At 56.3% G+C, this 25,199-nt stretch carries 29 protein-coding genes; 4 read left to right on the top strand and 25 right to left on the bottom strand.

What is annotated here, in order from left to right:
- Window positions 1-6: 6 nt before the first annotated feature.
- From ACXAF0_RS07635 to ACXAF0_RS07620, 4 genes are all read right to left on the bottom strand, one after another.
- Complete coding sequence (locus tag ACXAF0_RS07635; RefSeq protein WP_475345291.1) at window positions 7-2,466, bottom strand: TonB-dependent siderophore receptor; 2,460 nt, start codon at window positions 2,464-2,466, stop codon at window positions 7-9.
- Between the two features lie 186 nt (window positions 2,467-2,652).
- Complete coding sequence (locus ACXAF0_RS07630; protein WP_475345290.1) at window positions 2,653-3,708, bottom strand: FecR family protein; 1,056 nt, start codon at window positions 3,706-3,708, stop codon at window positions 2,653-2,655.
- A gap of 141 nt (window positions 3,709-3,849) precedes the next feature.
- The gene (locus tag ACXAF0_RS07625; protein ID WP_044829386.1) at window positions 3,850-4,362 is read right to left on the bottom strand and encodes a sigma-70 family RNA polymerase sigma factor; all 513 of its coding nucleotides are present in this window, start codon (window positions 4,360-4,362) and stop codon (window positions 3,850-3,852) included.
- 208 nt (window positions 4,363-4,570) lie between these two features.
- Complete coding sequence (locus ACXAF0_RS07620; RefSeq protein WP_475345289.1) at window positions 4,571-4,948, bottom strand: winged helix-turn-helix transcriptional regulator; 378 nt, start codon at window positions 4,946-4,948, stop codon at window positions 4,571-4,573.
- Window positions 4,949-5,101: 153 nt separating this feature from the next.
- Between ACXAF0_RS07620 and ACXAF0_RS07615 the strand changes: the two genes are divergently transcribed.
- Complete coding sequence (locus ACXAF0_RS07615; RefSeq protein WP_475345288.1) at window positions 5,102-6,214, top strand: NADH:flavin oxidoreductase; 1,113 nt, start codon at window positions 5,102-5,104, stop codon at window positions 6,212-6,214.
- A gap of 75 nt (window positions 6,215-6,289) precedes the next feature.
- Here the strand turns inward: ACXAF0_RS07615 and ACXAF0_RS07610 are convergent, their stop codons facing one another.
- Window positions 6,290-7,228 (bottom strand): UDP-glucose 4-epimerase family protein, encoded by a 939-nt coding sequence (locus ACXAF0_RS07610; RefSeq protein ID WP_475345287.1) that lies wholly within the window; start codon window positions 7,226-7,228, stop codon window positions 6,290-6,292.
- Window positions 7,229-7,380: 152 nt separating this feature from the next.
- Window positions 7,381-7,965, bottom strand: a complete 585-nt coding sequence (locus ACXAF0_RS07605) for an exopolysaccharide biosynthesis protein (RefSeq protein WP_475345286.1) — start codon at window positions 7,963-7,965, stop codon at window positions 7,381-7,383.
- Window positions 7,966-8,091: 126 nt separating this feature from the next.
- On the opposite strand from ACXAF0_RS07605, the gene ACXAF0_RS07600 reads away from it, so the two are divergent.
- Window positions 8,092-8,265 carry a hypothetical protein gene (locus ACXAF0_RS07600; RefSeq protein ID WP_475345285.1) on the top strand — a complete coding sequence of 58 codons (174 nt, stop codon included), beginning with the start codon at window positions 8,092-8,094 and terminating at the stop codon, window positions 8,263-8,265.
- A 79-nt stretch (window positions 8,266-8,344) separates the two neighbouring features.
- Here the strand turns inward: ACXAF0_RS07600 and ACXAF0_RS07595 are convergent, their stop codons facing one another.
- Window positions 8,345-8,704 carry a DUF952 domain-containing protein gene (locus ACXAF0_RS07595; protein WP_475345284.1) on the bottom strand — a complete coding sequence of 120 codons (360 nt, stop codon included), beginning with the start codon at window positions 8,702-8,704 and terminating at the stop codon, window positions 8,345-8,347.
- A 37-nt stretch (window positions 8,705-8,741) separates the two neighbouring features.
- The gene (locus tag ACXAF0_RS07590; RefSeq protein WP_475345283.1) at window positions 8,742-9,659 is read right to left on the bottom strand and encodes a LysR family transcriptional regulator; all 918 of its coding nucleotides are present in this window, start codon (window positions 9,657-9,659) and stop codon (window positions 8,742-8,744) included.
- Window positions 9,660-9,732: 73 nt separating this feature from the next.
- On the opposite strand from ACXAF0_RS07590, the gene ACXAF0_RS07585 reads away from it, so the two are divergent.
- Complete coding sequence (locus ACXAF0_RS07585) at window positions 9,733-10,653, top strand: PhzF family phenazine biosynthesis protein (protein ID WP_475345282.1); 921 nt, start codon at window positions 9,733-9,735, stop codon at window positions 10,651-10,653.
- Window positions 10,654-10,753: 100 nt separating this feature from the next.
- On the top strand, window positions 10,754-11,146 hold the full coding sequence (locus ACXAF0_RS07580; protein ID WP_475345281.1) for a hypothetical protein: 393 nt from the start codon (window positions 10,754-10,756) through the stop codon (window positions 11,144-11,146).
- Window positions 11,147-11,182: 36 nt separating this feature from the next.
- On the opposite strand, the gene ACXAF0_RS07575 is transcribed toward ACXAF0_RS07580, so the two are convergent.
- The 17 genes from ACXAF0_RS07575 to ACXAF0_RS07495 all read right to left on the bottom strand — a co-directional run bounded on the left by ACXAF0_RS07575 (window position 11,183) and on the right by ACXAF0_RS07495 (window position 25,120).
- Window positions 11,183-11,914 (bottom strand): hypothetical protein, encoded by a 732-nt coding sequence (locus tag ACXAF0_RS07575; RefSeq protein WP_475345280.1) that lies wholly within the window; start codon window positions 11,912-11,914, stop codon window positions 11,183-11,185.
- 416 nt (window positions 11,915-12,330) lie between these two features.
- Window positions 12,331-12,816: a 3TM-type holin gene (locus ACXAF0_RS07570; protein ID WP_475345279.1), complete on the bottom strand. Its 486-nt coding sequence runs from the start codon at window positions 12,814-12,816 to the stop codon at window positions 12,331-12,333.
- Window positions 12,817-12,990: 174 nt separating this feature from the next.
- Entirely contained in the window at window positions 12,991-13,452 is a 462-nt protein-coding gene (locus ACXAF0_RS07565) for a cell wall hydrolase (RefSeq protein ID WP_475345278.1), read from the bottom strand.
- A complete protein-coding gene (locus ACXAF0_RS07560) occupies window positions 13,449-13,772 on the bottom strand; it encodes a hypothetical protein (RefSeq protein ID WP_475345277.1) in 324 nt (107 codons plus the stop codon). Before ACXAF0_RS07560 ends, ACXAF0_RS07565 begins: the two co-directional genes overlap by 4 nt.
- 143 nt (window positions 13,773-13,915) lie before the next feature.
- Window positions 13,916-14,221, bottom strand: a complete 306-nt coding sequence (locus tag ACXAF0_RS07555) for a hypothetical protein (RefSeq protein ID WP_044829400.1) — start codon at window positions 14,219-14,221, stop codon at window positions 13,916-13,918.
- Window positions 14,222-14,506: 285 nt separating this feature from the next.
- Window positions 14,507-16,009, bottom strand: a complete 1,503-nt coding sequence (terL, locus tag ACXAF0_RS07550; protein ID WP_475345276.1) for a phage terminase large subunit — start codon at window positions 16,007-16,009, stop codon at window positions 14,507-14,509.
- Between the two features lie 146 nt (window positions 16,010-16,155).
- Window positions 16,156-16,452 (bottom strand): type II toxin-antitoxin system RelE/ParE family toxin, encoded by a 297-nt coding sequence (locus ACXAF0_RS07545; protein WP_475345275.1) that lies wholly within the window; start codon window positions 16,450-16,452, stop codon window positions 16,156-16,158.
- Window positions 16,442-16,687, bottom strand: a complete 246-nt coding sequence (locus tag ACXAF0_RS07540) for a type II toxin-antitoxin system ParD family antitoxin (RefSeq protein WP_475345274.1) — start codon at window positions 16,685-16,687, stop codon at window positions 16,442-16,444. Before ACXAF0_RS07540 ends, ACXAF0_RS07545 begins: the two co-directional genes overlap by 11 nt.
- Window positions 16,688-16,940: 253 nt before the next feature.
- Window positions 16,941-17,204 carry a hypothetical protein gene (locus tag ACXAF0_RS07535; RefSeq protein ID WP_475345273.1) on the bottom strand — a complete coding sequence of 88 codons (264 nt, stop codon included), beginning with the start codon at window positions 17,202-17,204 and terminating at the stop codon, window positions 16,941-16,943.
- Between the two features lie 125 nt (window positions 17,205-17,329).
- A complete protein-coding gene (locus ACXAF0_RS07530) occupies window positions 17,330-17,635 on the bottom strand; it encodes a hypothetical protein (RefSeq protein ID WP_475345272.1) in 306 nt (101 codons plus the stop codon).
- Between the two features lie 9 nt (window positions 17,636-17,644).
- The gene (locus ACXAF0_RS07525; protein ID WP_475345271.1) at window positions 17,645-18,751 is read right to left on the bottom strand and encodes a phage head spike fiber domain-containing protein; all 1,107 of its coding nucleotides are present in this window, start codon (window positions 18,749-18,751) and stop codon (window positions 17,645-17,647) included.
- A gap of 44 nt (window positions 18,752-18,795) precedes the next feature.
- Window positions 18,796-20,199, bottom strand: a complete 1,404-nt coding sequence (locus ACXAF0_RS07520) for a hypothetical protein (protein WP_475345270.1) — start codon at window positions 20,197-20,199, stop codon at window positions 18,796-18,798.
- Window positions 20,200-20,234: 35 nt separating this feature from the next.
- Window positions 20,235-20,681: a hypothetical protein gene (locus ACXAF0_RS07515; protein WP_475345269.1), complete on the bottom strand. Its 447-nt coding sequence runs from the start codon at window positions 20,679-20,681 to the stop codon at window positions 20,235-20,237.
- Complete coding sequence (locus ACXAF0_RS07510; protein WP_475345268.1) at window positions 20,681-22,609, bottom strand: phage tail protein; 1,929 nt, start codon at window positions 22,607-22,609, stop codon at window positions 20,681-20,683. Before ACXAF0_RS07510 ends, ACXAF0_RS07515 begins: the two co-directional genes overlap by 1 nt.
- Before the next feature lie 4 nt (window positions 22,610-22,613).
- Complete coding sequence (locus tag ACXAF0_RS07505) at window positions 22,614-23,192, bottom strand: phage connector family protein (RefSeq protein ID WP_475345267.1); 579 nt, start codon at window positions 23,190-23,192, stop codon at window positions 22,614-22,616.
- A gap of 70 nt (window positions 23,193-23,262) precedes the next feature.
- Entirely contained in the window at window positions 23,263-23,886 is a 624-nt protein-coding gene (locus ACXAF0_RS07500) for a tail fiber protein (protein WP_475345266.1), read from the bottom strand.
- 82 nt (window positions 23,887-23,968) lie between these two features.
- Entirely contained in the window at window positions 23,969-25,120 is a 1,152-nt protein-coding gene (locus tag ACXAF0_RS07495) for a phage major tropism determinant (RefSeq protein ID WP_475345265.1), read from the bottom strand.
- Window positions 25,121-25,199: the final 79 nt, after the last annotated feature.

Here is a 25,199-nt window from a genome sequence, read left to right as displayed (position 1 = left end):
CGTGCCTCACCATGCGTATTTCAGCGAGACATAAACCGTCCGGCCATTGCCATAGTTACAGAAGTTATTGGCAAGACAGGTGACATAGGTTTCATCAGCCAGGTTGGTGATATTCATCTGGGCTGAAAGGTTTTCCAGACTGCTATCAAGCGCACCAAGATCGTAACCCAGCATGGCGTCAAACAAGGTATAGCCCGGCACATCGATGCGCTGCGCGCTTGCACTCGCGGCATTCGGGCTATACCCGCCGACCGTTTCGCCGACATAACGCACGCCACCGCCAATCTTCAGACCATCAACAAAGCCACGATCAAATTTGTGATCCAGCCAGAGGGATGCGGTCATATCGGGAATGGCAATCGGCGCATCGCCAAGATCGTTGACGACACTTTTGGTGATTTCGGCATCCGTGAAGGTGAAGTTGGCAATCGCGTTTGTCTGCTCGGTCAGGGCAACCTTGGCTTCAAGCTCGACACCTTTGGATTCCACCTCACCCGTCTGATAGCGCTGGTTGGGGTTGATCTGGCTGACGACATCTTCCTGAGTGATGTCGAAATAGGCCAGGGTAAACAGGGCATCAAAGCTGGTCGGTTCATATTTCAAACCGACTTCATATTGCTCGGCCGTCGTCGGGTCCATTGCATCGCCGTTATTGTCAGTGCCACTGACCGGCAGATAGGACGTCGCATAGCTGACATAGGGCGCGATGCCGTTTTCAAAGTTGTACACAGCACCGGATTTCCAGGTAAAGGCGTCATCATTCTGGGTCTGACGCACGCTGGTTCGATGGTTGTCTGTTATGGTCTGAACGTTGTCATAGCGCCCGCCGAACAGGAAGTTCCAGTTGCCGATATCAAGCTGATCCTGAACATAAAGTCCGGACTGGCTCATGGTCTGGTCCTGATCAACAAAGGACGACAGGGATACAGACGTCGCAACACCGTAAACCGGGTTGAGATAATCAATCGTCGGCGCGCTGGAGCCATAAAGACGATATTGCGAGGAATCCGAGTATTTGTAATCAAACCCGAACAGTGCCGTATGATCGATCATACCCGTGGCAAAATCGGCCTGCGCCTGCAAATCCGAACTGATACCCCGGGTCTGTTCATCCGTGGTCAGCGCATAGCGGTTAATCGTGTGGTTGTCTGCGGCAAGGCTGCTGGTTGCGATATCCTTGGTCGAGACATCAATGTCGAGATAGCGCAGATTGTGGCGAAACGCCCAAGTGTCGTTCAGGACATGCTCGAACTCATACCCAACAGAAAACTGTTCACGATCAAAGTCGGAGAAAGCCGGGTCACCATCATTGAAGCTGCGTGGAATGGCACCAGCCGGGCTACTCCAGACCGTCCCGACGGTTGGCAGGATGCCGTAATAGCCGCCTTCGGGATCGCGCTGATAATGGGTCAGCATGGTCAGCGTAGTGTCATCGGCCGGCTTCCAGGTCAGGGCCGGTGCGACATAGACGCGCTGTTCCTTGGTGTTGACCACCTGTGTTTCGCTGTCACGACCCAGCGCAACAAAGCGATAGAGCAGCGAATTGTCTTCGGTCACAGGGCCGGAAACGTCGGTTGCCAGCTGATAGCGATCATGGCTGCCAACAAGAACTTCGACCTCGCCACGTTCTTCCTCGGTCGGGCGCTTGGTCACGACATTGACCAGACCACCCGGCATGGCCGAACCATAGGTCGTCGAGGCCGGACCTTTCAGGACTTCTACCCGCTCAACACCGTATGTCTCGGTCTGCGGAAAGGCATATCCCGGACCGCGCACCATATTAAGCCCGTCCTGATACTGGATCGGATCACTGGGCGAGCCAAAACCACGGATATAGGGAATGTCATAGCGCGATGCCGAACCACGCACCTCGGCGGCAACACCGGATGTATAGCGCAAGGATTGCGTGATGCTTTGCGCCTGCTGGACCTCGACCTGATCACGTGTCACGACCGAAATGGATTGCGGTGTTTCAATCAGCGGCGTGTTGGTTTTGGTTCCGCTCACACTCGTCGTTGCGATATAGCCATCGACGACATCTGTTGATGCGCCGCGACGCGCGCTGCCTTCAACAACAACCGCCGGAAGCACACTGCTATCTTCGCCGCTTGCAGCCACGCGCTGGATTTCGACCGTCGATCTGGAAACAGTGAATGTAAGCCCGCTGCCTGCCAAAAGCTGGCGCAGGGCGGCTTCGCTCGACATATCCCCCGTCACAGCAGGTGCCGACACATCGCGGGCAACATCACCATTCACCGTAACCTGAATCCCCGATTGCTGACCAAAGGCCACGAGCGCATCAGTCAGCGGCTGGGCGGCAATGTCAAAATTCTGAACGGCCTGAAACTTTTCAGCAAACCCCGATGACGCAGATGTTTCCTGCGCCATAACCGGCAAAGAGCCACATACAGAGCTCAAAGCCGTTGTCACCGCCAACGCGCCAGCAAAAGCAAGCGTGCGTTTCATTCCCCCGAAGCAGGTAATAACCCCCATAGTCACAATCTGTTCCACCTTCTATTGGCTTGTTTGCATTCCGCCATTGCGAATGAGATTGCATCTCAATGGCGCTTCTATTGATGGAACGTCGCCTGTTTCGTTTTTTCTCTAAATTTTTGGAGATTTTTTGTAAGTAACTGATTTTGCGTAGTTAAATTAACGCGAAACAATCACCAACCATGGGGAAACCTGCCAGATCTCGGCATCGCCTGCGCGGGCAATCCCGTACAGGGCTTCTATCGGATCGGCCAAATTATAAACGCCCGTGACCGGTTCGGCCGACAGTGCATCACCCACTACGACGATTTTCCCGCCATAGTAGCTGCGCATCTGATCAACCACCGATCCAAGCGCTTCATCACGTGCGATCAGCTGGTGTGCGCGCCAGGTCGCAATCTGGGTTAGCGGTTTTTCACCGCGAGCAGCCCCACCGGACCAATCAACATGGACCGATTGCCCGGCCTCAAGTGTCGCCATGACCGGCGACATGCCCTCCTTGACGTAATCTACGCGGACCTGACCGTGCTCGACCGAAACACCGACACCGTCCTGCCCCCGCAATACCTCGAACCCGGTACCAAGTACGGTTGTTTCAACCTCGCTGGCCTCAACAACAAAAGGACGTTCGGGATTCGCCGCAACGTCAAAGAACGCCTCGCCCTCCAAAAGTCCGATGGTACGCTGATCAGCACTGTACGAAACCGTTACCGCACTTTCCGGGGCCAGTGTAATTGCACTGCCATCATCAAGCATCACCGTCCGGGTTTCCGCAGTTCCTGTCGCGTAGTCTGATTGAATCCCACGCAGAACCGAAGGACCGATTACAGCAATCAGAAGACATGCTGCCAAGGCAACAACACCGCCACCGAGCGTCGCAAGCCGACCAATTTTCCAGCTTGGAGCTTGAACACCGCGACGGGGATGTGATGCGATGTTGGTGACATTTTCCGCGTCCGACGGCTTGACCGCCTCATCGCGGACTTCCGCCAAACGGGCCTGCCATTTGTCCGCCAAGACAGGTTTTGTTTTATCCATCGCCTCGGACGCCTGCTGCATGGCGTACCATGCCGTTTCATTCACAGGACTGTCGGCCAGCCACGCCTCGAACGCACGACGCAACGATACGTCGTCCGGTTCCTCGGACAATAAAAGGAACCAGTCCGTCGCTTCGCGAGATGCGATTTTTTCAATCTGTTGCGCGTCTGCCGTCATAAGCTTCCTTCAACGCTGCCCGTCTTTTCCACAGCACCGGTGATCTGCCGGAACAATCACGAAACCGGCTCAAAACAGTTTCCCTAATGATGAAACGTCTGGCGCGCGCGTTTTTATACAACTTTCCAAACCCAAACAAGATCAAGGCCATCCGAGCCTCTCCTTGCAGTGTTGTAGCGCGTCGGCAACCAGACGGTGTGCGAGTGGCAACGAGATATCAAGCGCCAGCGCAATTTCGCGCAGCTTCGCCCCGCCAAACCGGTGCATTTCAAATGCCATGCGGGTGCGTTCGGGCAGTTCTGCCAACGCCTCCATCACCAGCGCATATTCGTCCTTGTAAAGCGCGACCATTTCCGGTGACGGCGCACTATTGGCGGGCATATTGGCTGCCGCTTCGAAATCATCATCGGTAATGACCTGCCCTTCGCGCTTTAGTCGGCGCTGACCGTCAAAGGCCAGATTTCGGACAATCCGGAACAAATAGCTTGTCGAATCTTCAAGGAATTTGCCGCTTGATGCCTCGTCAAAGCGAAGCCAGGCCTCCTGCACGACATCTTCGGCATGCGCACGGCTGCCGACGATGCTGCTGGCATAATTCAGCAACGCCCGACGGTGCGTGACAAAGATATCAATGCTGCTTGGCTGCTTACCCAAAGCTGGTCATTCCTGCACAGGCCTTGCGGCCCCCTTGGAACCGGCGACCGCCACCGCATTCAAATATTCAAATGCGGATCATTCGCAATAACCTCTAATATTTTGCGATGAACCACGCAACAGTTTTCACGCATTACCCGGACCGATCCGTCGCAATGGCGGGGAAAATCAAACTGGAATGATGCTTATATCTGGCCCTTGCCGCTGCTCAGGCACTTTCTTTAATGCGCTTGTCAAATGCTTCGCGTGCCGCTTCGACTTCGGGCATTTTTTCGCGCGTCCAGTGATACAGCGCCTTGAACGGCTCGATCAGGCTGCGGCCGAGCGGGGTGATTTCGTATTCGACGGCGACGGGGGATGTCGCAATCACATTACGCGCGACAATGCCGTTGCGCTCCAGCTTACGTAGGGTCTGGGTCAGGGCCTTTTGCGTGATACCCTCAAGCCCGCGCTTGATCGCGTTAAAGCGCAGCGGCCCGTCGGCCAGCACGGCCAAAATCATCATCGACCATTTATCGGCGATCTGATCAAACAGCTCGCGCGACGGGCATGTGGCATGAAATTTTTCGATCGAACATTCTTTCATCAGCGCGCTTTCCAATCATCTTGCGGCAGCCTCAACCAGAGATGTGCAGTTTCCTCGAGTATACCTGGTTACCTCAAGGTGCCTGATTGACACCAAGTATATAACATATATCTAGTTGCCATCATAGACTTTCATGAACCGGAGAATTCCGTGATGACGAAAACAGATATTCTGTTTCAGCCTTTCAAGCTGAAAACGCTCGAACTGCCCAACCGCATCGTGATGGCGCCGATGACCCGCAACAAGGCGCCGGACGGCATTCCGGGCCCGGCCAATGCGGAATATTATCGCAAACGCGCCGAAGGCGGTGCTGGCCTGATCCTGTCGGAGGGTACGGTTGTCGACCGCCCGGCATCGCGTAACCTGCCACATATTCCGCTGTTCCATGGGGATGCCGCCATGGCCGGATGGAAATCGGTTGCCGATGCCGTGCATGCCGCTGGTGGTAAAATGGGCCCGCAGATCTGGCATACCGGCTCCACCCGGACCCCGGATGAGTGGGAACCCGATGCCCCGGTCGAAAGCCCGTCGGGCCTTGTCGGCCTAGATGATCCGCGCGGCAACACCATGAGCGATGCGGATATATCTGATACCATCGCGGCCTTTGCCAAGGCCGCCCTGGATGCCAAGAATGCCGGATTTGATACCTTTGAAATTCATGGCGCGCACGGTTATCTGATTGATCAGTTCTTCTGGTCGGGCACCAACTTGCGCACCGATCGCTTTGGCGGCAAGACGATCAAGGAACGCTCAACCTTTGCCCGCGAAGTGGTTTCGGCCATGCGCGCAGCCGTCGGCCCTGACTTCCCGATCATCCTGCGCGTCAGCCAATGGAAACAGCAGGACTTTACCGCCCGCCTTGCCTACACCCCCGATGAAATGACCGATTGGCTGGCCCCGCTGGTCGAGGCCGGTGTCGATATCATCCACGCATCGCAACGCCGTTTCTGGGAACCGGAATTCCCCGAGATCGACGGCGAAAAGGGCCTTAACTTTGCCGGCTGGGCGAAAAAACTGACCGGGGCCGCGACAATTTCCGTCGGCTCTGTCGGCCTGTCCTCGGACTTCATCGGCGCGTTTTCCGGCGAAGCCTCCGAAAAATCCAGCCTCGATGATTTGATCGCGCGCATGGAAAAGAACGAGTTCGATCTGATCGCGGTTGGCCGTGCGCTGATCACCGATGCCCAATGGCCGAGCAAGGTCAAAAACGGCGCCTTTGATCAGCTTGAAGATTTCAACGCCTCTGCGTTGGCAGAACTGGTGTAGGTCCGCTGCACCATCCCCCCCTGTTGTGCCACGCAAAAACAGCCCGCCCTTTCCCCAGCGGGCTGTTTTCTTACTTCACTTGGGTTCGAAACATCTTGAAAAGCCCTCACGCAACGTCAAAGGCGGCTGCCATCCCAATTGATCCCGTGCTTTGGAAATATCGACCTGAAGCGATCCCAAAACCCGTTGGGCCACCGCTTCTTTGCCAAGAAGTTTGGCCCCTAACATCAGCCAGGACTCTGGCACAGGCACCAATCGGGCAGATTTACCCATGGCTGAAGCCAACTCACGCAACAGCGTCGTTGTCGAGACGTCCGCGCCATCACTGGCCAGAAAAACCTGGTTTTTCGCTTTGGGGTGTTCAGCGCAGGTCATGATCAGATCGATCAGATTATCCAGCGCCACCAGCGAGCGTTGATTGTGAATGGCCCCGAAAGGCAGCGGAAAACCCTTATCAAGCAGCGCGATCAGTTTGGCAAAGTTGCCTTTGACCGAAGGCCCGTAAACAAGCGTCGGGCGGATGACAACGAACTCCATCCCGGTTTCAGAAGCCAATTGCGCCAGTCCCTGTTCTGCCTCCCATTTGGAGATGCCGTAATCGTCTTGCGGGTCCGGAATGCTATCAGCTGTGAACGGGTGGCCTTTGCGGGTCTCTTCCCCATTAACTTTGATCGAACTGATAAAGACAAAGCGCTTAACGCCCGCTTCTGCTGCCTGACGCGCCAGATTAAGCGTGCCATCAACATTGACACGCCGGTATTCGGCCAGTGGGTCCGCTGCGCTATCCTTCATGACATGGGCACGCGCTGCTGCATGGATGACGATTTGTTGGCCAGCTAAGGCAGCATGCCAGTTCGTATCACTGTCAAGCGCATCAACCTTAACAACGCGTCCGGGCAGATCTTTAACAGGGCGACGAACGGCTGCCGTCAACTCCGCATCCGGGCGGTGTGCCACAACATCAGCCAGACGACTTCCCATAAATCCGGTCGCGCCGGTCAGCAATATCTTCATAAAATCCCAGTTAGCAAAACGAAATCATCACGGCGCCCGCGGGCTAAGCTTGCCGCCAAAAGCTAAAGCCTCCCATTCCTGCAAGAAAGCACTTTTTACCACTGAAGAGATATCAAGACAGCAATCTTGCCTGTCAGTTCCTTCTTTGGTCTTCAAATGATTTGGAACAGGAAAATCACCGTGCCTGCTGTCAAGCCAAGGGCAGCCAACATCAAAAGCCCGTCACTGACCAGGATCGCCAGGCCAAAGGCGGCAATCGCTGACATCGGGGCAATGGCGGCAAACGGCACCAGCTCAAACACCGGCACAAACAGCGACAGCATAAGGCACATGGCCGCTGCCACCCGCACGGCAATCGGGCTGATCAGGCTTTCAAGTCGCCCGTGAAACCAGCGATCCATGCGTTTGGCCACGGGATCAATCCGTTTGAGCCCCGCATGCACCTTGTCGCCTTCGATTTCGCGCTGTGACAGGATACCCGGCAACCACAAGGATGTGCGTCCGATGATGATCCGCAGGGAAAACACCGCAATCAACACCGCCAGAAAACTCGGCGCAAACGGAATCCCGCCAATCGGTGAAATCCCGATCAGGGCCGGCACCAAAAGAAACGGCCCCTGACTGCGCTGGCCGAACTCGGCCACAATATCGCCAACCGAAATCTGCCGGTTTTCCGCCGCGCATGTATCAATGCGCGCAACGATATCCTTGACTGACGATCGTTTGTGATCTGCCATCACCCGAACTTTCGGCCATTGAAAACTTTGATTTGCATGATCCCATAACGCCAGGCGCCCGCGGTTGTTTCCGCGAAATTGCGCCAGAACAATGCAGTCCTGTTGCGATCATGGTTGGATCACATCATGACACAGCTTGATATCGATAAACTGAAAGCAACCCTTGCCGCGCGCGATCCCGGCCCGTTTCATTTCCATGAAATCTTTCGGGATGACTGGGACGGGCTTTATATCGGCGACAAGGTCAAACTTGGCCACGATTCCTCAATGCCGTGCGCGCCGGACACCTGCCCGGCGTGATCGATACCGGCACCAAGAAAGGCGGCGGGCGGTTATATCTGTGGAAGCCGCGCGGCATGCAAACCGCGCGCATGCGCGTTTAACGCAAATCTTTGGGCAGGATGTGCACACCGTCTTCATCAAGGCGGATGTCATCGACGCGTGTGACATGTTCGACCGAGAGCACATCATAAAGATGCGGGAACAGCGTGCCGCCTCGGGCCGGTTCCCATTTCAGCTTGGCCTCAATCGGATCAACCGGGACATGCAGCAGCTTCAAATGATCCCGCCCGGCATAATGCAGGGCAAGGGTCGCGGCCAACGTGTCCCGGGTCGAGAAATGGATAAAGCCATCGGCAATATCATGCGGCGCACCGTCATACTGACCCGTGCTTAACGCTTCCGCCCATTCATCCGCGCCAAGAACGCGGTAGATGATGTTATCTGTTATATTTGTCATGGCGGGAATTTAGGCAGCCGAACCCGAAACGGCAAGCCTATTTCATCTGATCTTTAAGCCACCCCAGAAGTGCCGCATGGCGCTCTGTCTTGGCAAATTCCGGGCTGCAAACCAGCCAATAAGCCGATTTCATCGGCACCGGCTTGCCCACGGCCTTAAGGAACCCTTGGGCAATATCGCCTTCAATCAGAAGGGTGCGACCCAGCCCGATGCCCATGCCATTGATGGCGGCCTGCAACACCAGATCGGCGCGATCAAAGGCGAGTGCCTTGGCATCCTCGTTGATATCCAACCCCGCCTGCCCGGCGTAATAGCCCCAACTGAAATCCGTGCCATCGCGTTCGCCCACCGCATCCTTGAGCAGGGTAATCTCGGACGCGCCAACCACATCCGCAAATGCCCGATCCTCGTCGCAATAACCGGGACTGGCTACCGGCACGATCTCGGCCTTTTTCAACAATGTCGAATGCAGCCCAGGATACGGCCCGGCGCCAAAGCGGATGGCGGCGTCAATCGTGCCATTGCTGAAATCCACCGGCCTGTCATTGACATCCAAAGCAATCTCAAGCCCGGCGTCTTGTGCCGACGCCAGATTGGGCAGCACCCATTTCATCGCAAGGGCCGATGCCACCGACAGCCGCACCGTCCCCGCCGTTCTGAATTTCTCCAGCCGGTCAAACGCCTGATTCCAGACATTGACGGACTCAATCGCCGCCGCACACAGCACCCGGCCATATTCGGTCGGCGTGATCTGGCGCGTGGTGCGCTCAAACAGCGCAAAGCCAAGCGCCTCTTCAAGCTGCGTAATCCGGTGACTAACAGCCGACTGATGCACGCCCAGCTTTTCGGCCGCCTTGCTGAAACTGTTTTCACTGGCAATCGCGGCAAGTACCGGGGCCAGATGACTCGCCCGGGCAATCAGGTATTCCCGTCCACTTTCATGAGATTTCTTCATCTATATATGAGTCCAGAATCCCTGCCAAAACGATTAAAACAGCTTCAACACAGATTTTAGCAGGAATAGAGTCATGAGTACATCTCAAGAAAACACCCACACCGTCCCGGTCCAGATCGTCAATGCCTTTGTGAAAAATGGTCAGGGCGGCAACCCGGCCGGTGTCGTGCTTGATGCCGATCAATATAGCGACGATCAAAAACTCATCATTGCACAGAAAGTCGGTCTGTCGGAAACCGCCTTTGTCTCGAAATCCGAGACCTGCGGCATCAAACTTGATTTCTTTACCCCCACCAAACGCATCGCCCATTGCGGCCACGCGACCATCGCGACCTTCTCCTACCTCGCCGAGCTGGCACGCTTTGGCGATGGCGAGACGTCAAAGGAAACCGTCGATGGCCCGCGCAAGATCATCCTTGATCACGGCATGGCCTATATGGAGCAACTCGCCCCGACCTACACCCCGGCCAGCAGCTGGACGGATCACGGTGTCACGCTGTGTGATGTACTGAAATCGCTTGCGATCACATCCGATGATCTCGATGACCGCGCCCGCCCGGTTCTGGTCAACACCGGCAATAACTTCATCGTCATCGCGGTCAAAGATCAGAAAACGCTGGCCAACATCACACCCGATCAGGACGCCATCAATGCGATCAGCGAGAAGCTGGATCTGATCGGCTATTACATCTTCACCACCGAAACCGGTGGCGCTGACGACGCAAACATCGACGCCACCACCCGCATGTTCGCCCCGCGCTATGGCATTGCCGAGGAAGCCGCCACCGGCATGGCCGCCGGCCCGCTGGCCTGCGTGCTCCATGATCTTCTGGACATGAAAAAGGACACGTTCCTGATCGCCCAGGGCGAGTTCATGACCGAACCGTCCCCAAGCCAGATCAAGGTCACGCTGGAGCTCAAAAACGACCGCATCACCGGCCTTCTCGCCGGCGGCCAGGGCAAGGTGATGAAGAACCTTGAGATTGCGCTATAATCAGCACCCAAAACAAACGTTTCTGCGGGCAAGCCAAACTCTGACGCCCGCAGAAACGTCCTCCCTGTGCTTCAAGCGACTTTCGTGGCAAACTTGCCGCATGGATGATGATTTCGAACTCCCGCCGGGCATCGGCCCGCACAATGACCGCGAACTGGAACTGATGCTGGCCGGTACAAAGCCGATGGCGATGTTCTCGGACGCGGTCCACGTCAGCGACTACTTCCCAGAATCCGACTTCGCCCCGCATGTCGACGCAGGCCAGATCATCCGCGTTGAAGAGATCATCCCCAAAGACCCTTACCCAATGCGTTATCTGTTCTACGCCCTCCCTAGCGAAGAATGGCGGATTGATGAAGCGTTGGAGATGTGCCGAAATCTATGCGCCGGAATGGTCGCAGATCACGACGCTGATTCCGCGCGGATGGGAGCTTTATTGGGATATTCGGAAAAAGACGTTGAGACCTTCTTAGAGCACCTTCAACGCAGTTGAAGCTGCTACACTCTCACATTCCTTTAGAGGGACAGCCTACTTTGGCCGAGCTCCAAGAACCTTGGGAAAATCTGAGTGATAGTTCACCAAATCCTGCACGTTAGGATTCATCCAGCCGATTAACTTGACAGTCGACTTGTATGTCTTCTGAACATCTTTGGTGAAAATGATCTCGTGATGAGCGATACGGTTACGCAACTCAACTGGCCCTCTCAGAAGCCTAAACACATCCTCACGAGATAAGTCCTTAGAATTCCTGAAGACAGAACGCACACCATTTTTCCAAAGCGTTTGATCATACTCCCGATCAAACATTCGCCTCCAAAAACCAAATGTGATCTGCGCAATAACACAGTTTGGCGTTTTATCCCTTCGCCTTACCTTTTTTCTCGCATGTACTATTTTTTCTTGAGCTCCTGCACCTAATTCAGGAATAGGCCCCCAATTATTCCCCCAGTCGCGGCGCTGTTTTGCAAGCAACGGCCATTCTACGCCGAACCTCTTGTTCATGACTTCTGAAATGCTATTCCTAAGACCAACCTCTAAGTAATGCAAAGGCAAGTGCAGAGATTCGGACAACCGGATATTCCAGTTGTAATAGCGCATTGCTAGCGCTTCATCGTCTTTCGCGATCTGCCTGTATTTTGCCAATCTTGGCTCTGAAATGAACTTGCCATAGCCATGCTCAGTCCCGAGCACAATGTACTTTGGAGCTTTGCCGATCGGCACCACTGGAGTGACTGGTCGATTTTCTCTAATATAGTGCATGTTTGTTTTTTATAATTTACGCGTAAGTTGCGCAAGAATGCACTACATCTACTTTCACCCAAATCACTAGATTGCAAATTTAGCTCAAGAAAGTAGAAAAAAGTTGAGCCGGCGTAACAGCAAACTGTCACCCGGCCCCGAAACTTTGACTAAGGGAGTTGTCTCACACAAACGCGTGCATGAGGAAACCTTCCCAAAGCTCACAAAAATGTTTGTAGAAGACCGCCCGCAATTTTGCAACGAAATTCGTGCTAAAACACGAACACGAATTTGTGTTTCAAAATACTCTCACAAACTTGTTCGTAAAACGTTACAAAAAGTTGGTTAAGAAACGCTTCACAAATTTTCACGTGTTTCTCCAAGTTCAAAATGTGAGATCATTCGTTAAGTCTGAAAACTAAAGTAGCTAGACGATTTCAAGTTCGCTTATCCGCACTCCGCTTGACCACACTCACGCCCAAAACCCCCAACGCAATGCCCCAGATCGGGCTGGTATTGACCAGGGCGGCGATGATGGCCGGGGCCTGGAGCGGGGTGAGGATGATGGCAGCCGCAATTGCGCCCATGGTCATGATCCAGGTGAGTGCGACGGCATAGCCGAAGCTGGGACGCCAGCGCCTGACAAAGGCATCTTCGCTGGCCACCTCGGCGCGGATGGTGCGGTTGACCGATTTCAGTGTTTCGGTATCACGCTTTAGCTCGATTTCGGCCATGCGTTCGGTGTGGCGGTTGGCGGCCGTGATTTGTTCGGGTGTGACGTCGCCCTTGGTGACGGCGGTTTCGACCTGTTTGAGGCCCTCGGCCGCCGTTTTGGCGATCGGGTTGTCGATATGATCAAGCCCCGCACCCACCGCCTTCATCAAAAGCGGCAGGCCGATTTGGGCGAGCAATGCCGGGATCATCTAAGTTCTCCATCAAATTCGTACATCCAACCGATGGTCGGGATTGTCGTTAAGGCGTGACGAAAAGGAGCATTGGCGAGAACCGGCGCGCAGCGTACGTTTTAGTACGTGAGCACCGGAAGCGGAGCCAATGGTTCTTTGCAGTCCGTCTTGGCGGCAATAGCGGCCATCGGACTATCCGATGTCGCGATAGAACAGGTGCCCGCCAATCTCGGCGACCGGCACATGGCCGCGCGCCCAGAACGGATCGACCGCATGGGTGTGATAGTGGGTGGCGCCGTCGGTCGGATCGGGAATATCGCCCGCCACCGCGCGCTTGGCGATGCGTTTGCACAAACGGTAGGCCGGGTCACGCGGGCTGAGGGCCAGAAGCTTCTTGCGGTTGGGGTCCGCTTCGTTCCAGCAGGAAAACTGTGCCGGTTTCAGGCACACCGATTTGACGTCATTGCCCCACCAATAACGCCCGCGCTTTTGCGCCACCGCCACGCGGTTGAGGATGACCGCTGCCACCGCCTCAATCCCGGCGAGTTCTTCGCCGCGCGCCTCGCCATAAAGGGTTCGGGCAAGCACTTCTACCTCGGACAGGGCATCGGGGTCGGTAACCGGCTGTGCCGTCAGGGTTTGGGGTTCGGTCATAGGCTCAGATCCTTTTTGCCGGGGATTGGGGGCATGTCGAGCTTGGCCTCGATCCGGAGCAAATGACCGGTCAGGCGTTTTTCGACATCCTTGAGATAGGGGATGGAGACATAATTGCGCGCGACATCGAGCTTAAACGCCGCCACGGCATCGCGCAGGTCGCTAGCATCCGTTTCTTCGCGGGTGCGCAACTGTTCAACGCGACCCAGCAGTTCGGATCGCATGCGCCAATGCAGCCAGAACAGGCTGGCGACAGCAGGAATTTCAACAGCCGTGATCCACCAGATCACATCAACCGTCTGGGTCACAGGCAAGGTCATGAGGGCCTCGATTTTCAGACAAAGAAAAACCCGCAAACCAACGGCTTGCGGGTTAGGTCACCGTCCCTTCCACCCGGAGCGACAGGGAGCACCCCGGGCAGGATAAACGGTCAGGAATATTCAGGAGGCGAACGGCACTGTGTTTAAGCTGCCGGGCCTTTCAGCTTTTCTTCCAGGTCCTGCCAGGCCTCGCCAGAGGCGACAAGGCAGCTTGGGCCGGATGGATAGGTAAACAGGATGGTCCAGGTCTGGCCATCGGGTGCCTTGAGCACCTCGATCACGCCACCATTGGACGTCACGCCGACCGCGACCGGTTCTTCGGAATATTTCGCGCTCAGGCTATCGATCACCTTGGATCGATCCCCGCAAACCGGGGATGCCGAGGCTTGGGGAATGGTAACTGCAACGGCACCTGCCACCACAGCGATCAAGCTCAGTGTTTTCAACATGGCAAGGCCTCCTGACAGTCAGGTGCGCCCACATGGACGTCTTGTTTTCCTGTACTGCAAAATGGATCAACAAATGATCTTTGGCCGCTTCCTGCCCCGACAACATCGGGCCGGAAACCCTGTTCTATCTGGCTCAAAACTCACTTTAGTATAGTGAAACAATCTAAAAACTATTCTTTCATATAATAAACGTAGGGATCAAAGCTGAATTTTCCATGAACATTTCACAAATGTGATACAGGGCCCTGCTAACCATTTGGCATTGTGGGAAAGTTTTTTCTTCCCTCACGGATTGAATTGGCTTTCGGCCCGGAACATCCCGCTTTTGCCCCGCCAGTCGGCGCGCCTGATCGGCATATCAACCCGTGGCAGACGCACCGGATCATGCAAAATGCAGCCCGCCACCGCATCCAGCCCGTCATCCGGGCCATTGCCATCGGGATGCCAATCACGCATCTGGCGGATAAACGGCGTCTGACGAACGCCTTCATGCACATGCAACAACCCCGCCCCCATCACCGCCCCAAAGGCATCCTCGATCCGGGTGGCTTTGTGCGTGCTTTCATAATGTTCTACGACGCTGGCCGCCCATCCGATTGATTTCAGTTCCCGGCGCAAGATATTGGGCAGGAACCGGCCAATGCCATTGGTCTCCACCCGAACCGACGGCAAATGATGGCGCGCCATGAAGCCTGCGACCTGCGCGCAAAGTTGGCTGGCCTCATCGCGCCAGGGCATGTCGCCATTTTCTGCCGGATCAGATGCGCGTAACCAGGCCATATCCTGCAGCCAGTATTCACCCTGATCGCAGATATAAACACATGCCACAACCGCCCCGTCGCCGCGCATCGAGCCAAAACTTGGATCAAAATGACAGGCGCTGGCGACCATGGTGCGCCCGCCAATGCGAAGCGTCATGCGGCCATTGCCGTGGGTGATCTCGGCCACGCTGTCATAGAACGGCAGTTTTTCCGGGTCGAGCATCCCGGCCACGGGTGCGACCATTTCAAGCATCATCTGGCTTTGAAACTTGCGCTCCGGCGTGCGGGCACGCATCGCCTTGATCGCGGCCGCATCAAACCGTTCCGGCCAGTTTGATGTCCCGTCCTTATTGACGATGGGCAGCTCAAAGCGTGAAAAACCCGACAGAAACGGCGCGGCCTCGCCGACCTCAACCCGGGCCTCATCGGCATAGATCGAGTAATAGCTGTGCGGCGTGCCGACATAAAGCTGCGCGCCCTTTGGCCCCAGCACATAGGCAATCTCGGAAAGCTTTTCGCGCAGTTCTGATCGCTTGTGGGCGGTATCGCTGTTTTTCGGCACCTCGACATCATCGCAAATGACGATATCGGCACGCGACCCGGTAATATTGCCGCCAATCCCCACCGCCTGCATCGACGGATCACGCAGCACCGCCGTCCGCGCCACCGTAAACCGCTCGCTCCCCCAATCGATAAGCTTTTCGGGCAAAAGGGTGCTCATCAACGGATGACGCTCAACCACACGCTTGACGTTGCGCACCATCTTTTTCGCCAGATCCAGATCGGCAGCCAGAACCAGAATGCGCAAATCCGCATCGCGATAGAGCAGCCAGGCACAAAACAACCCGACCAGCGTCGATTTGCCGGAATTGCGAAACGCCATCAAAAGCATCTCACGCTTGCCGCTCTCCCAGCACTCCTCCAGCCAGTCCGCCATCTTGCGATGATGGGCGGGCAAGCCAAGCCCCAACATCTGATCCCATATCCAGACGAATTCGGCGAAGCGGGCAAACTGAGTTGTTGGCATCACCCCGCCTCCCTATCCATATTATGAATCATTGACCCAAGCAGATATGACACATCACGCGTTCCAAATTCGGAAGGCACGAGCAACATCGATTTGATAATGGCAATGTCTGGTAAGTTTCCGCAAAAACGGGAGGAGACAAACCCTCAAAGGTGCCGGTTCACATCCATCCGCGCGTGGAGAACACGGACAACCTCAATGGCACCCTTTGGCTGCCGGTAATAAACCACATGCGCGCCGACCGGAATTTTAAAGTATCCCTCGCGCACATCACATTTCTGACCAGTGCGTTGTGATGTCGCCAAGTCAGAAAATGCCTGTAAGAATTTGCCGATATAATTATTCGCTTGTGTGACCGACCAACGCTGCTTTGTGTAAAGCCAGATGCCTTCAAGGTCGGCCTCCGCCCGTGGGGAAAGCCGATAGCGTGCATTACTCGCCATGCTCGGCTTTCATCCGGGCCAGAAAGGCATCACCGTCAAACGGTTTTGCAGGCCCGGATTGCTCACCCTCAATCAACGCATCTTGCAATGCGCGCACCTTCGTTTCGTGCTCTTCCAGAAGCCGCAATCCCGCACGCACAACGTCACTGGCAGAGCCGTAACGCCCCGACTTGACCTGTCCATCGATAAAACCGGTGAAATGCTCACCCAGCGAAATTGATGTGTTCCGTGCCATGACGAACCTCCTTGATACCAATAACTACTATATCTTGGTATCTTCCGTTTGTGCAATCGCAGATATCAAGCGATCCCAAATCATCCGCCGGACCTCTCCCTTGGCAAACTTGTGATGTCACGTCATGTCGATGAAACCGCAAAATTTCGACATACAGTGACAATGTGTCGATACCATCGACATAAAGCGGCCCCAAAGGCACTCGGCGACGATTGCCGCCGAATGCCCCTAAGATCACGATGGAAATTCCACCTCACAGGTTTGTGCAAACCCCGAATTTGCTTTCCCAGGATTTGCCCTTTGACTTGACCTTGCAGTTATGGGCATCACGATTGCTAAGGACCTTGCCTGTGCAATCTTTAGCAGACCAGCATTTCTGCTTTTGGGTCGCGCCCTGCACCAGTTCAATCAGGCTGTCTTCCGAGCTTGAGCTCGACGATTCCTCATCACTTCCATTTGCAAGCGCGGGGCTTGCGATAAACATCAAGCTGGCAAAAACAATCATCGCATTCTTCATGATTTGTCCTTTCTAAAGTTAGGCATTTATCGCTGCGCGACCTATGCCGGCAGCTTTCAAGGACGTCTCAACAATCACGGATGTGATGCCAACGCACACAGATCACAACGCTTTGCACAAATCCTTCAACCAGTGCCTCCAAGCGCCTCCTTCGCTTTGGCGACCAGATCGTTAGCGTCATCTGAAGCAATCACCGCTTCGCCATGCCCCTCCGACGCCCAACGCAAGAGCTTAATCAAACCATCAAGATGCCCGAGTGCAGTTTTGCACGCCGCCTGATGGGTATTGAAATCCTTGGCATCGCGCAGAAGGGCCGCTTGCTGTGCGGCCCGGCGATAGGCATTGCGCACCCGCTTGATATCACCGGGCAAATCGCGTAGCAGATCGGCGCGCAAGATCGCGACTGGATCGGTGTTTTCCGGCTCACGCATACCCCATCCCTAAATCGTTGAAAGCTCCGACAACCGCGCGTTACTGAGCTTTTCCGGCCAATAGGCGAGATTGCGCAGGTGCCCGTTCATCGCCTTTTCCGTACCGCCAAATGATCCCAGCACGATGTTGGAAAAATTGCGTGGCATGGCAAAGCCGTCGGGTGAGGACAGCACCACACCATCGAGCCCGACCGAAATCACATCATCATCCCAGGCCAGCGCGATGCGATGGCTGGTATCCTTGGCAAGAGTGCCGTAAAGCGACTGGGTGACAATGGGCGCGCCATCCTTGCGCAGCGAAATGCGCAGCTGATCGGCGTCGCTGTCATAACCAAGATCAAGATGATCGTCATTGAGGCTTAAGGAATAAAGCTGCACAATCCGCCAGATACCCACCCAATCGCGCGCGGTCTGAATATCAAACACCAATGTGCCGCGCCCTTGCGCGAACCAGTCGCCAGGGATCAGGCGCACATCATCGCACGCCCGCGCGGCCGGGATGCCGTTGCTGATGATATCGCTCGTCGGTGCCGGTCCGATTTCAAGCTGCGCATTCCAGATCAGGACGGAGGCCGGAAGCGCGCTGATCGCCGTGCTGATTTTCGGATAGCGCGTGGTGCCGGATGCCGGTTCCGAAGTCCAGACCCGCTGCCAGGTTTCATCCACCGTAAAACCATGTGCGGACGGCCCGTCAATGCCGCCAAGCGTGATATCGGCCGTGCCCGAAACAGCCCGCATCCAGATGGCGAAGCTATAGGTTTCGCTTGAGACAAGCCCACCGACATTCTGATAAAGCCCGTCCGCACCGCCGGAACTACCGGGCAGATCAAGTTGCATCGCGGTCAGGCTGCCATCCGGGGCAGCAATGGCGCTGTTGGTGACCGTCACACCGCTGTTCTTTTCCCAAAGCGCATTGTCAAAGGCGGCCGAGTAGCGCAGCAAATTGGTCGCCGCCCCCTCAATCAAAAGGCCCAGACGCCGGCCAAGCCCATCATGATCATAGGCGGGCTCATCAATCGCGCGGGTTTCAAGCAGGCCGGTTGGGCCACGCACAAGTTTGGTGCTGGCGCGCGCGACGCTCATGCCGGCCGCAAGCGGCTGATAACGCAATCCCATTGGATGCATCTCCATTTAATTGGCTGTGGGTTGAAGGTGGCGCGCTAGCCGCCAATGCGATGGATGTGACACCAGGTCAAAAGATCATGGTCGCCGATCTCGCGCGTTTGGCTATCGCTATGCCAAAGGCGCAGGCGCAATCCGTTCCCCGGCGTGGTGCCGATCCGGGCGATACCATTCAGCCGCAAACTGTGCGACGCGCCACTGCCCATGGCGGTGATGTCATTGCTTTGCAAATGGCTGGACCAATCGGTGCCATCAAAGCGTTCGAGCGACAATGTCGTAGAGACCGACTGGTCGGTAATGGGAAAATGCACAGCGATATCAACATGATAAAAGCCCGGCGGAAGTCCCGTCACGCCATGCACGCCACTGTCATAAAGCCCGTGGCTGTCTTCGATCACCTGATCCCACTCAATCAGAAACGCACCACCCGCCGGGATGGATTGGCTGGCGACGCGCGAAAGCTTGATCACCGGGCCGCTCTCATGGATCGGGGCCGCAAACCAGCGCGTGCCATCACAGATCAGATCGACCATGTCACCGCGTGTTGGCAGCGGATAAACCGTCGCCTCCGCCCCGCCATTTGTCGGACGGATGACATTGCCCGCGGCTGTTGTGATATCGACCACGGTTCCGTCGCCGTTAAACACGCGATAGCGCACGCCATTGCGCGCAAGCGATGCCACCGGCAGGGTCAATTGCGCCCCGCTCGATAGCCTGACCAGCGATCCGGTTTCGCGGATATCCATGATCCGACTGACCGGCGCATCGATCACTGGCATGCGACGCTCATCCTCCCACGCCAGCAAATCGCCACTGCGAAAATCAAGATTAAGCATCGCCGAGGCGTTTGATCGCTCGAACGACGCAGCAGCCGTTTCAGATCGGCTTTCGGCGGCCTCGGCCCGGCTGGCGGCATCCTGTGCCTGGCTTGCCTTGGTGGCCGCCTGCGCGATTTCATCGCCGGTTGGACCATTGGCAAGCCCGCTGCCATCCGTGCTCCAGATCAGGGCCCGACCGGGTTCAACCCCCGGCAATTCCGCCGATGCCGGTACATCCTGGTCCGCACCGAACCGCAAGGTCCCCGAAAGGGCGCGGTCGACATCGCCAAGGGCCACCGTCATGAAATCAAGATCGCGCTCCAGCGCATCACCCCGCGGGATCGACATGGCGTCAAAGGCACTCAGCCGGCGCAAATGCAATTGCCTTGCAAGGGTGATGGTGCTGCCATGTGCCGGCGGGGTTTCAAACCGCACGACACCACCGCCGCCCTGATCAGTGGGCGTTAGGGCGATGTGAAAGCCGGTTTCGGTTTCACTGCCATCAATGACGACCCGGACATCACCGGCATCAAACACATCAAAATCAAACGGAAAATTCTCGCGCGCGCCGTCGCCGAGAAAGGCGATGGCGGCCCGGATCTGATTGGCAAAAACAGCGCCCATAGCTTCTTCCCCCTAAAAACTTCAACGCCGGACTCTCAGCCCCAGCCATCGCGTTTGGAAAACCACGCATTCAGCCGCGCGACCGTGTCATCCTCGGCGGATCGCAACAGCGACTTTTCGCGCCAGGCGGCCTGTTGATTGATGCGGCTTCGTCTGCGATTGGCCGCACCCGCGTCCAGATCAGCATCCTGCCGGGCAGCCTTTTCAAACCCGGCCAGCACCGCACTGGCCGACCCCGATCCACCGGCCATCAGGCCCGATGCCCCCTGCCGGGCACGGGCGGCTGCCTGCCTGCGTCGAAGGTCTTCTTCGCGTTTGGCGGCGTCTTCACGCTCGCGTGCGGTGATCTCGGCCAGTTCGGCCTGGCGAGCGGCTTCGCCCTGATCAATCCGGCTTTGCGCGTTGCTTTGATTGGCGGCGATCCGTTGTCCGGTTTGCAGCACCGATGCCGCCATCGGCACGATTGATGTAAATCCACCCATCAGTCATTCACCCCCATTTCACTGGCCGCGCCGAGCAATAAAAAAGGCCGGGGCAATGCCCCGGCGATGCGCCACAATCCGCTTTTGACCGTCCCGCCACTGCCCCGCCGCCAGCCAAGCGCACGCAGGGTGATTTCCCCGCTATAGCGCGCATCTTCTTCACCAGAAGACGCCGATACCGGCAACGCGACATCGCGCCATCCCCGTCCGGTATCAACGCGCAGCTGCCCGGTTTCCTGCAAACGCAAGGTCACCGAGACCAGCCGCACGGCATTGCCGCCATGCGGGCGACTGCCATCCGATGCGGCCGGCGGCAGGGCATAAATTTCATGGGTAAAGGGCAGCCCGACCTCGATTTCCGACACCGCCCCGATGTGATCAGGCACCGTTATGGTGCCGCCGGCAACGGGCACGTCTTCGGCAAGAACGCCATCGCCCCAGACACTGACATCAAGCCCATCCAGCGGATCAAGATTACCCCAATGTTTGCGCGGCGGCTCCCCCTCGGCCACCGTCTGACGACGGTACAAATCAAAGCCACATGTCGGGTCAAACACGCCGAGGAAATAGCGGCCGTCACGCTCCAGCACCGCGTAAACCTCCCCGCCCGGCACCGAAACGGATCTAAAGGCACAGCCCTCAACCGACTGCGCCGACCAGGCCGTGATGGCTTCACTGCGATACAGTGTCAGGGTCGCAAGCGATCCGTCCTTCATCACCACATGCAACAGGCGTCGATCGGGATCAAAGGCCTGATCAATCGGATCATGGATCAAATGGCGTGACAGCAAGGCCAGATCGGCCGATCCATAGGCCTGCTCGACATCGGTAAACAGGAATTCACGGATTTCGCGCCCGCTCCGCCCGGCAAAAAGCGTTGCGCCGTCGACATTGACCAGTGGCACCGTGCGATCACTTTGGCTGCCAATCCGGGTCTGACGCGTAACCTGCACATTCGCAGGTGTCAGCGGATCACCCGTCACCATCCATTCCGATCCACTGGTAAAGACCTGCAAATGACGGCCAGCGAAAATGCCGGTGATCGCATTGACCTGATCGGCCAGCAGGGCAAATTCAATCGCCTCGTCATCAAGCCCTTCGCCGAGCTCGAAATTAAACAGATCACCGGATTTTGACATCCACAACCGGTTGGGTAGATCACGCGATCCGCCGATGATCAGCCGGTCCTGATGAAACGTCACACTGCGCGGCCAGCCGCGCACATCCGAAAAGGCCTGCTCGACAAAATCCACGGTGGCATTTGTATTCGGCAAGGTCTGTTTGAGTGTGATGGTCGCAGTACGGGCATCGGTCACGGTGGTGATTTCGCCCTCAATCCCCTGAATGCGCCACAGCGTGCCGACATGCCCCGCAACAAACACATCCATACTGGCACTGATCTGCACCGTCCCGCTGGTGCCCGACGGGGTCAGGGTTGCTGCTGGATCAACGAATTTGTAATAGGGCTGGCTGGTTTTGAAATTGGTCTCGCGCCAGGCCCAAAGGGTAGTTTGCCAGGTGCCATCGCTTGTGCGTGTAATCCTGACCGGCTGGGCATCGGGATGCACGACCAGAAGCGTATCGGCACTTTGCGTCCAGTTCAGAAGATCAAGCTGCTCGACGCCAAACGTGGTTTCAAACCAGATCGTCTCAACCCCGTCCTCAAACACCAGCGCCCGTTTCTCGCCAAAGGCCAGCAAATAGGTCTGCTCGGTATTGAACTCGAACTGGATCAGGCGGGCTGCACCCGGCAATTCATCAATCAACCGAATACCGGGACGCCGACGCACCCCGCCCGAGGGTTCGATAAACACATTGCGCAACCGCGCCGCCCCGTTGGCATAAGCACTCAGGTCTGAGCGCCCCCACAATTCAGGCGCCAGTTCACCGATCGAAAAGGTATTTTTCTCCAGAACACGGCGTGCCATGGGCTCAGTTCCTTGCAGAAATCAGCGAAAAATCATCAATCGCTTGCGGGGTGGATTGCTGCGCATCGGCAAGCCGTGCTTCGCGCAACTGATCCTCGGCCCGCTTGAATAAATACTCCGCCCGCGTGCTGCTTTCGGTCAGCGGCAGGCAGAACTCCGCCGCCAACCGCGCCATCAATGCCAAGTCAAACCAGGCCGGAAAGCTGCCCTCGGGCAGTCGTGCAACATAGGCAAGATAAGTACTGTCACCCGAAACCCTGATCGCCTGATCACGCAATTCAAACGCGGCGATCTTGCCACCGTCATTTTCAAGCGACAGCAACCGGATAAAATCGCGCGGCAAGGCAAACAGCTTGCTGCCATCCTTGGGCGAGGTTGCCCCATCCCCGTCTGCCAGACGCGACAACCAGGCCCCACGTCCGGCAAACCGCCACGGATAGCCCGCCAGCATCCCGTCCCGCACACTTGCATATAACATCCGCGCAATTTCGGCCTCGGCGACATCTTCCTCAAAGGACGAAATCGGCGCCGCCCCAACCATCACCAAAGCCCGCGCACACAGCGCCACATCGCTTAACGCCATCAATTTTGCCCCCAAAACAAAAGCGGGACCCGGAAACCCGGGCCCCGCCAATTAAAGTCAACCGCCAGCCTTACGATGCCGACGGATAGAACGCCTTGATCGCATAGGTCATCGCGATGTTGCGTGGGCGAGTTTCGTCGCCAGTAAGACGGAAGCGAAGAGCCCTGTTGTTACCGCCTGAGAGATCATCAATGTTCTCGGTCCGCTCAGACCAAGAGCCATCCTGCGGGATCGTGATCAAGGGTGTCTCTGCGCCATCATTGTGGGTTTCAACCTGAGCAAGACGGTTCGTGGCCGTGCCCTGTGCAGAGCCAAACACACGCCCGCCATCAACACCACGACCATCATCAAAGCCGCGCACGAACTCGCCACGAAGGTCCGGCAGGTTAAAGGTCGATACCTGATCACCATGCCCCCAAAGCGTTCCGATGGTCGCAAAGAGATCGGCATATTCGGTGCGCGAAATGGCCGAGCCATCACAAATCAGCCAGCCGGTCGGCGGGGTTGGCATGGCAAAGGCGGAAACCGCACCGATTTCGCTACCGGAAACGACACCACCGCCGCCAGTGCCACCACCTGAAATCAGCGTTTCGATGGCCTGCAACAACTGTGTGTCATCTAGCCGATCAGGTTGGATATCTGCCGCCAGAACGACATTGAGGACTTCGCTTTCAACCGGGTTCAAACATTGCATATGTAATCTCCTTGCGTCCAAAAGAGAAAACCCGGCAACATACGTTGCCGGGCTTAACAGAAGGGGGGAATCTTAAGCACCTTTACAGGGCGTCACAAACACCACGAAAACCGACAATACCGTTGGTAAACCACGGCTTCGATCCGGAGTGCAGGCAACGAGAACCTGCCTCTTCGCCATAGTTCCAAACACCACCACCAGTGAAATTCCTCCATTCGGCATGGTCGACCATACCGCGCGGAATACTTGCGTCTTTGCCGACATTAACGACAGTCGCATCCTTTCGGAGTGTATCACCCCAGTCCGAGTGATCCCCGAGGTAGTCCCAAATGTTGCCGACAACATCAACAACGTTGAACATCGACACTGCTTTCGCGACTGCACCGGACGGGGCCGGACCACTGTTTGAATTTGCCGTCCAAGCAGTATCATTATTGCCATTCTGACCAGCTGGCGAACCTTCTGCATAGGTCAGAAACTCTTCTACCATCGGAAGCCTTTTTCCAGCATTCCGGAGCAGGAGATGGAAATCGGACCGAGCATATACGTCGTTCCGGATCAAGGTCTGCCCATACCGGCTGACCGGGACGTTTTCCGGCCAAGTTCCGCCACTTTCGGAGTTGAGGTAGATGTCAGCCCAGAAGCCACCCGGGACGATTTCAACCATACCCGTCGGATCGCAGGTTGGACGATGGTTCAGATCCCAGACACTGTTCGGGACGATCTGAACAGTCGGCACAAATGCCGTGTCATAGCGATTGGCAACCGGACGCACGCGCCCATAGTGGAAGCCACCAATCTTACGGCTGGTTGCGCTCGTATAGCCGTCAGGAAAATCGGCGTTTTTGCTGGCAATCAGTTTTGCTTCTGCCTGGCCGTCGTCAGCGGCATAGATGTAGATGTCATCACCAAGTGCCAGATTGGTAAAAGATCCGTCATGGTTAGCAGCGTCCGATACATCGAACTCAGCATGCCCCACAATGACGAAGCCTTTCCCGTTGCCACCAATGTTGACCGACCCTTCCGGGATATTGAGCGACGTCGCACCAGAAGCAGACATCTTGCCCATCATCGAAAAGTAGCCCGCGGAGGCGGCAATACCATTCATGCCCTGAGCATTGGCCAAAACCTGAATTGCCTGCAGCAACTGGGTCTTGTCATCGCAATCGGGCCAGATGCCGGCACCCTGAATAACGTTCAGAACTTCACATTCCACCGGGGTTGAACCCTGCATAGCAGTCTCCTTGGTTGGGTAAAAAGAAACCCCGGCAACGCATGTCACCGGGGCGAGGTTGAGGGAGGATGAAAAGGGT

The sequence above is a fragment of the Thalassospira sp. ABD4_177 genome (assembly GCF_056160125.1).
The sequence above is the reverse complement of the archived record's forward strand: the minus strand, read 5'-3'. Positions and strand labels throughout refer to the sequence as shown.

Coding starts and splice junctions, on each gene's coding strand:
- ACXAF0_RS07635 (WP_475345291.1), bottom strand. CDS start 2,466: ATGAAACGCACGCTTGCTTTTGCTGGCGCGTTGGCGGTGACAACGGCT.
- ACXAF0_RS07630 (WP_475345290.1), bottom strand. CDS start 3,708: ATGACGGCAGACGCGCAACAGATTGAAAAAATCGCATCTCGCGAAGCG.
- ACXAF0_RS07620 (WP_475345289.1), bottom strand. CDS start 4,948: ATGAAAGAATGTTCGATCGAAAAATTTCATGCCACATGCCCGTCGCGC.
- ACXAF0_RS07615 (WP_475345288.1), top strand. CDS start 5,102: ATGACGAAAACAGATATTCTGTTTCAGCCTTTCAAGCTGAAAACGCTC.
- ACXAF0_RS07610 (WP_475345287.1), bottom strand. CDS start 7,228: ATGAAGATATTGCTGACCGGCGCGACCGGATTTATGGGAAGTCGTCTG.
- ACXAF0_RS07605 (WP_475345286.1), bottom strand. CDS start 7,965: ATGGCAGATCACAAACGATCGTCAGTCAAGGATATCGTTGCGCGCATT.
- ACXAF0_RS07600 (WP_475345285.1), top strand. CDS start 8,092: ATGACACAGCTTGATATCGATAAACTGAAAGCAACCCTTGCCGCGCGC.
- ACXAF0_RS07595 (WP_475345284.1), bottom strand. CDS start 8,704: ATGACAAATATAACAGATAACATCATCTACCGCGTTCTTGGCGCGGAT.
- ACXAF0_RS07590 (WP_475345283.1), bottom strand. CDS start 9,659: ATGAAGAAATCTCATGAAAGTGGACGGGAATACCTGATTGCCCGGGCG.
- ACXAF0_RS07585 (WP_475345282.1), top strand. CDS start 9,733: ATGAGTACATCTCAAGAAAACACCCACACCGTCCCGGTCCAGATCGTC.
- ACXAF0_RS07580 (WP_475345281.1), top strand. CDS start 10,754: ATGGATGATGATTTCGAACTCCCGCCGGGCATCGGCCCGCACAATGAC.
- ACXAF0_RS07575 (WP_475345280.1), bottom strand. CDS start 11,914: ATGCACTATATTAGAGAAAATCGACCAGTCACTCCAGTGGTGCCGATC.
- ACXAF0_RS07570 (WP_475345279.1), bottom strand. CDS start 12,816: ATGATCCCGGCATTGCTCGCCCAAATCGGCCTGCCGCTTTTGATGAAG.
- ACXAF0_RS07565 (WP_475345278.1), bottom strand. CDS start 13,452: ATGACCGAACCCCAAACCCTGACGGCACAGCCGGTTACCGACCCCGAT.
- ACXAF0_RS07560 (WP_475345277.1), bottom strand. CDS start 13,772: ATGACCTTGCCTGTGACCCAGACGGTTGATGTGATCTGGTGGATCACG.
- ACXAF0_RS07555 (WP_044829400.1), bottom strand. CDS start 14,221: ATGTTGAAAACACTGAGCTTGATCGCTGTGGTGGCAGGTGCCGTTGCA.
- terL (WP_475345276.1), bottom strand. CDS start 16,009: ATGCCAACAACTCAGTTTGCCCGCTTCGCCGAATTCGTCTGGATATGG.
- ACXAF0_RS07545 (WP_475345275.1), bottom strand. CDS start 16,452: ATGGCGAGTAATGCACGCTATCGGCTTTCCCCACGGGCGGAGGCCGAC.
- ACXAF0_RS07540 (WP_475345274.1), bottom strand. CDS start 16,687: ATGGCACGGAACACATCAATTTCGCTGGGTGAGCATTTCACCGGTTTT.
- ACXAF0_RS07535 (WP_475345273.1), bottom strand. CDS start 17,204: ATGAAGAATGCGATGATTGTTTTTGCCAGCTTGATGTTTATCGCAAGC.
- ACXAF0_RS07530 (WP_475345272.1), bottom strand. CDS start 17,635: ATGCGTGAGCCGGAAAACACCGATCCAGTCGCGATCTTGCGCGCCGAT.
- ACXAF0_RS07525 (WP_475345271.1), bottom strand. CDS start 18,751: ATGGGATTGCGTTATCAGCCGCTTGCGGCCGGCATGAGCGTCGCGCGC.
- ACXAF0_RS07520 (WP_475345270.1), bottom strand. CDS start 20,199: ATGGGCGCTGTTTTTGCCAATCAGATCCGGGCCGCCATCGCCTTTCTC.
- ACXAF0_RS07515 (WP_475345269.1), bottom strand. CDS start 20,681: ATGGGTGGATTTACATCAATCGTGCCGATGGCGGCATCGGTGCTGCAA.
- ACXAF0_RS07510 (WP_475345268.1), bottom strand. CDS start 22,609: ATGGCACGCCGTGTTCTGGAGAAAAATACCTTTTCGATCGGTGAACTG.
- ACXAF0_RS07505 (WP_475345267.1), bottom strand. CDS start 23,192: ATGGCGTTAAGCGATGTGGCGCTGTGTGCGCGGGCTTTGGTGATGGTT.
- ACXAF0_RS07500 (WP_475345266.1), bottom strand. CDS start 23,886: ATGCAATGTTTGAACCCGGTTGAAAGCGAAGTCCTCAATGTCGTTCTG.
- ACXAF0_RS07495 (WP_475345265.1), bottom strand. CDS start 25,120: ATGCAGGGTTCAACCCCGGTGGAATGTGAAGTTCTGAACGTTATTCAG.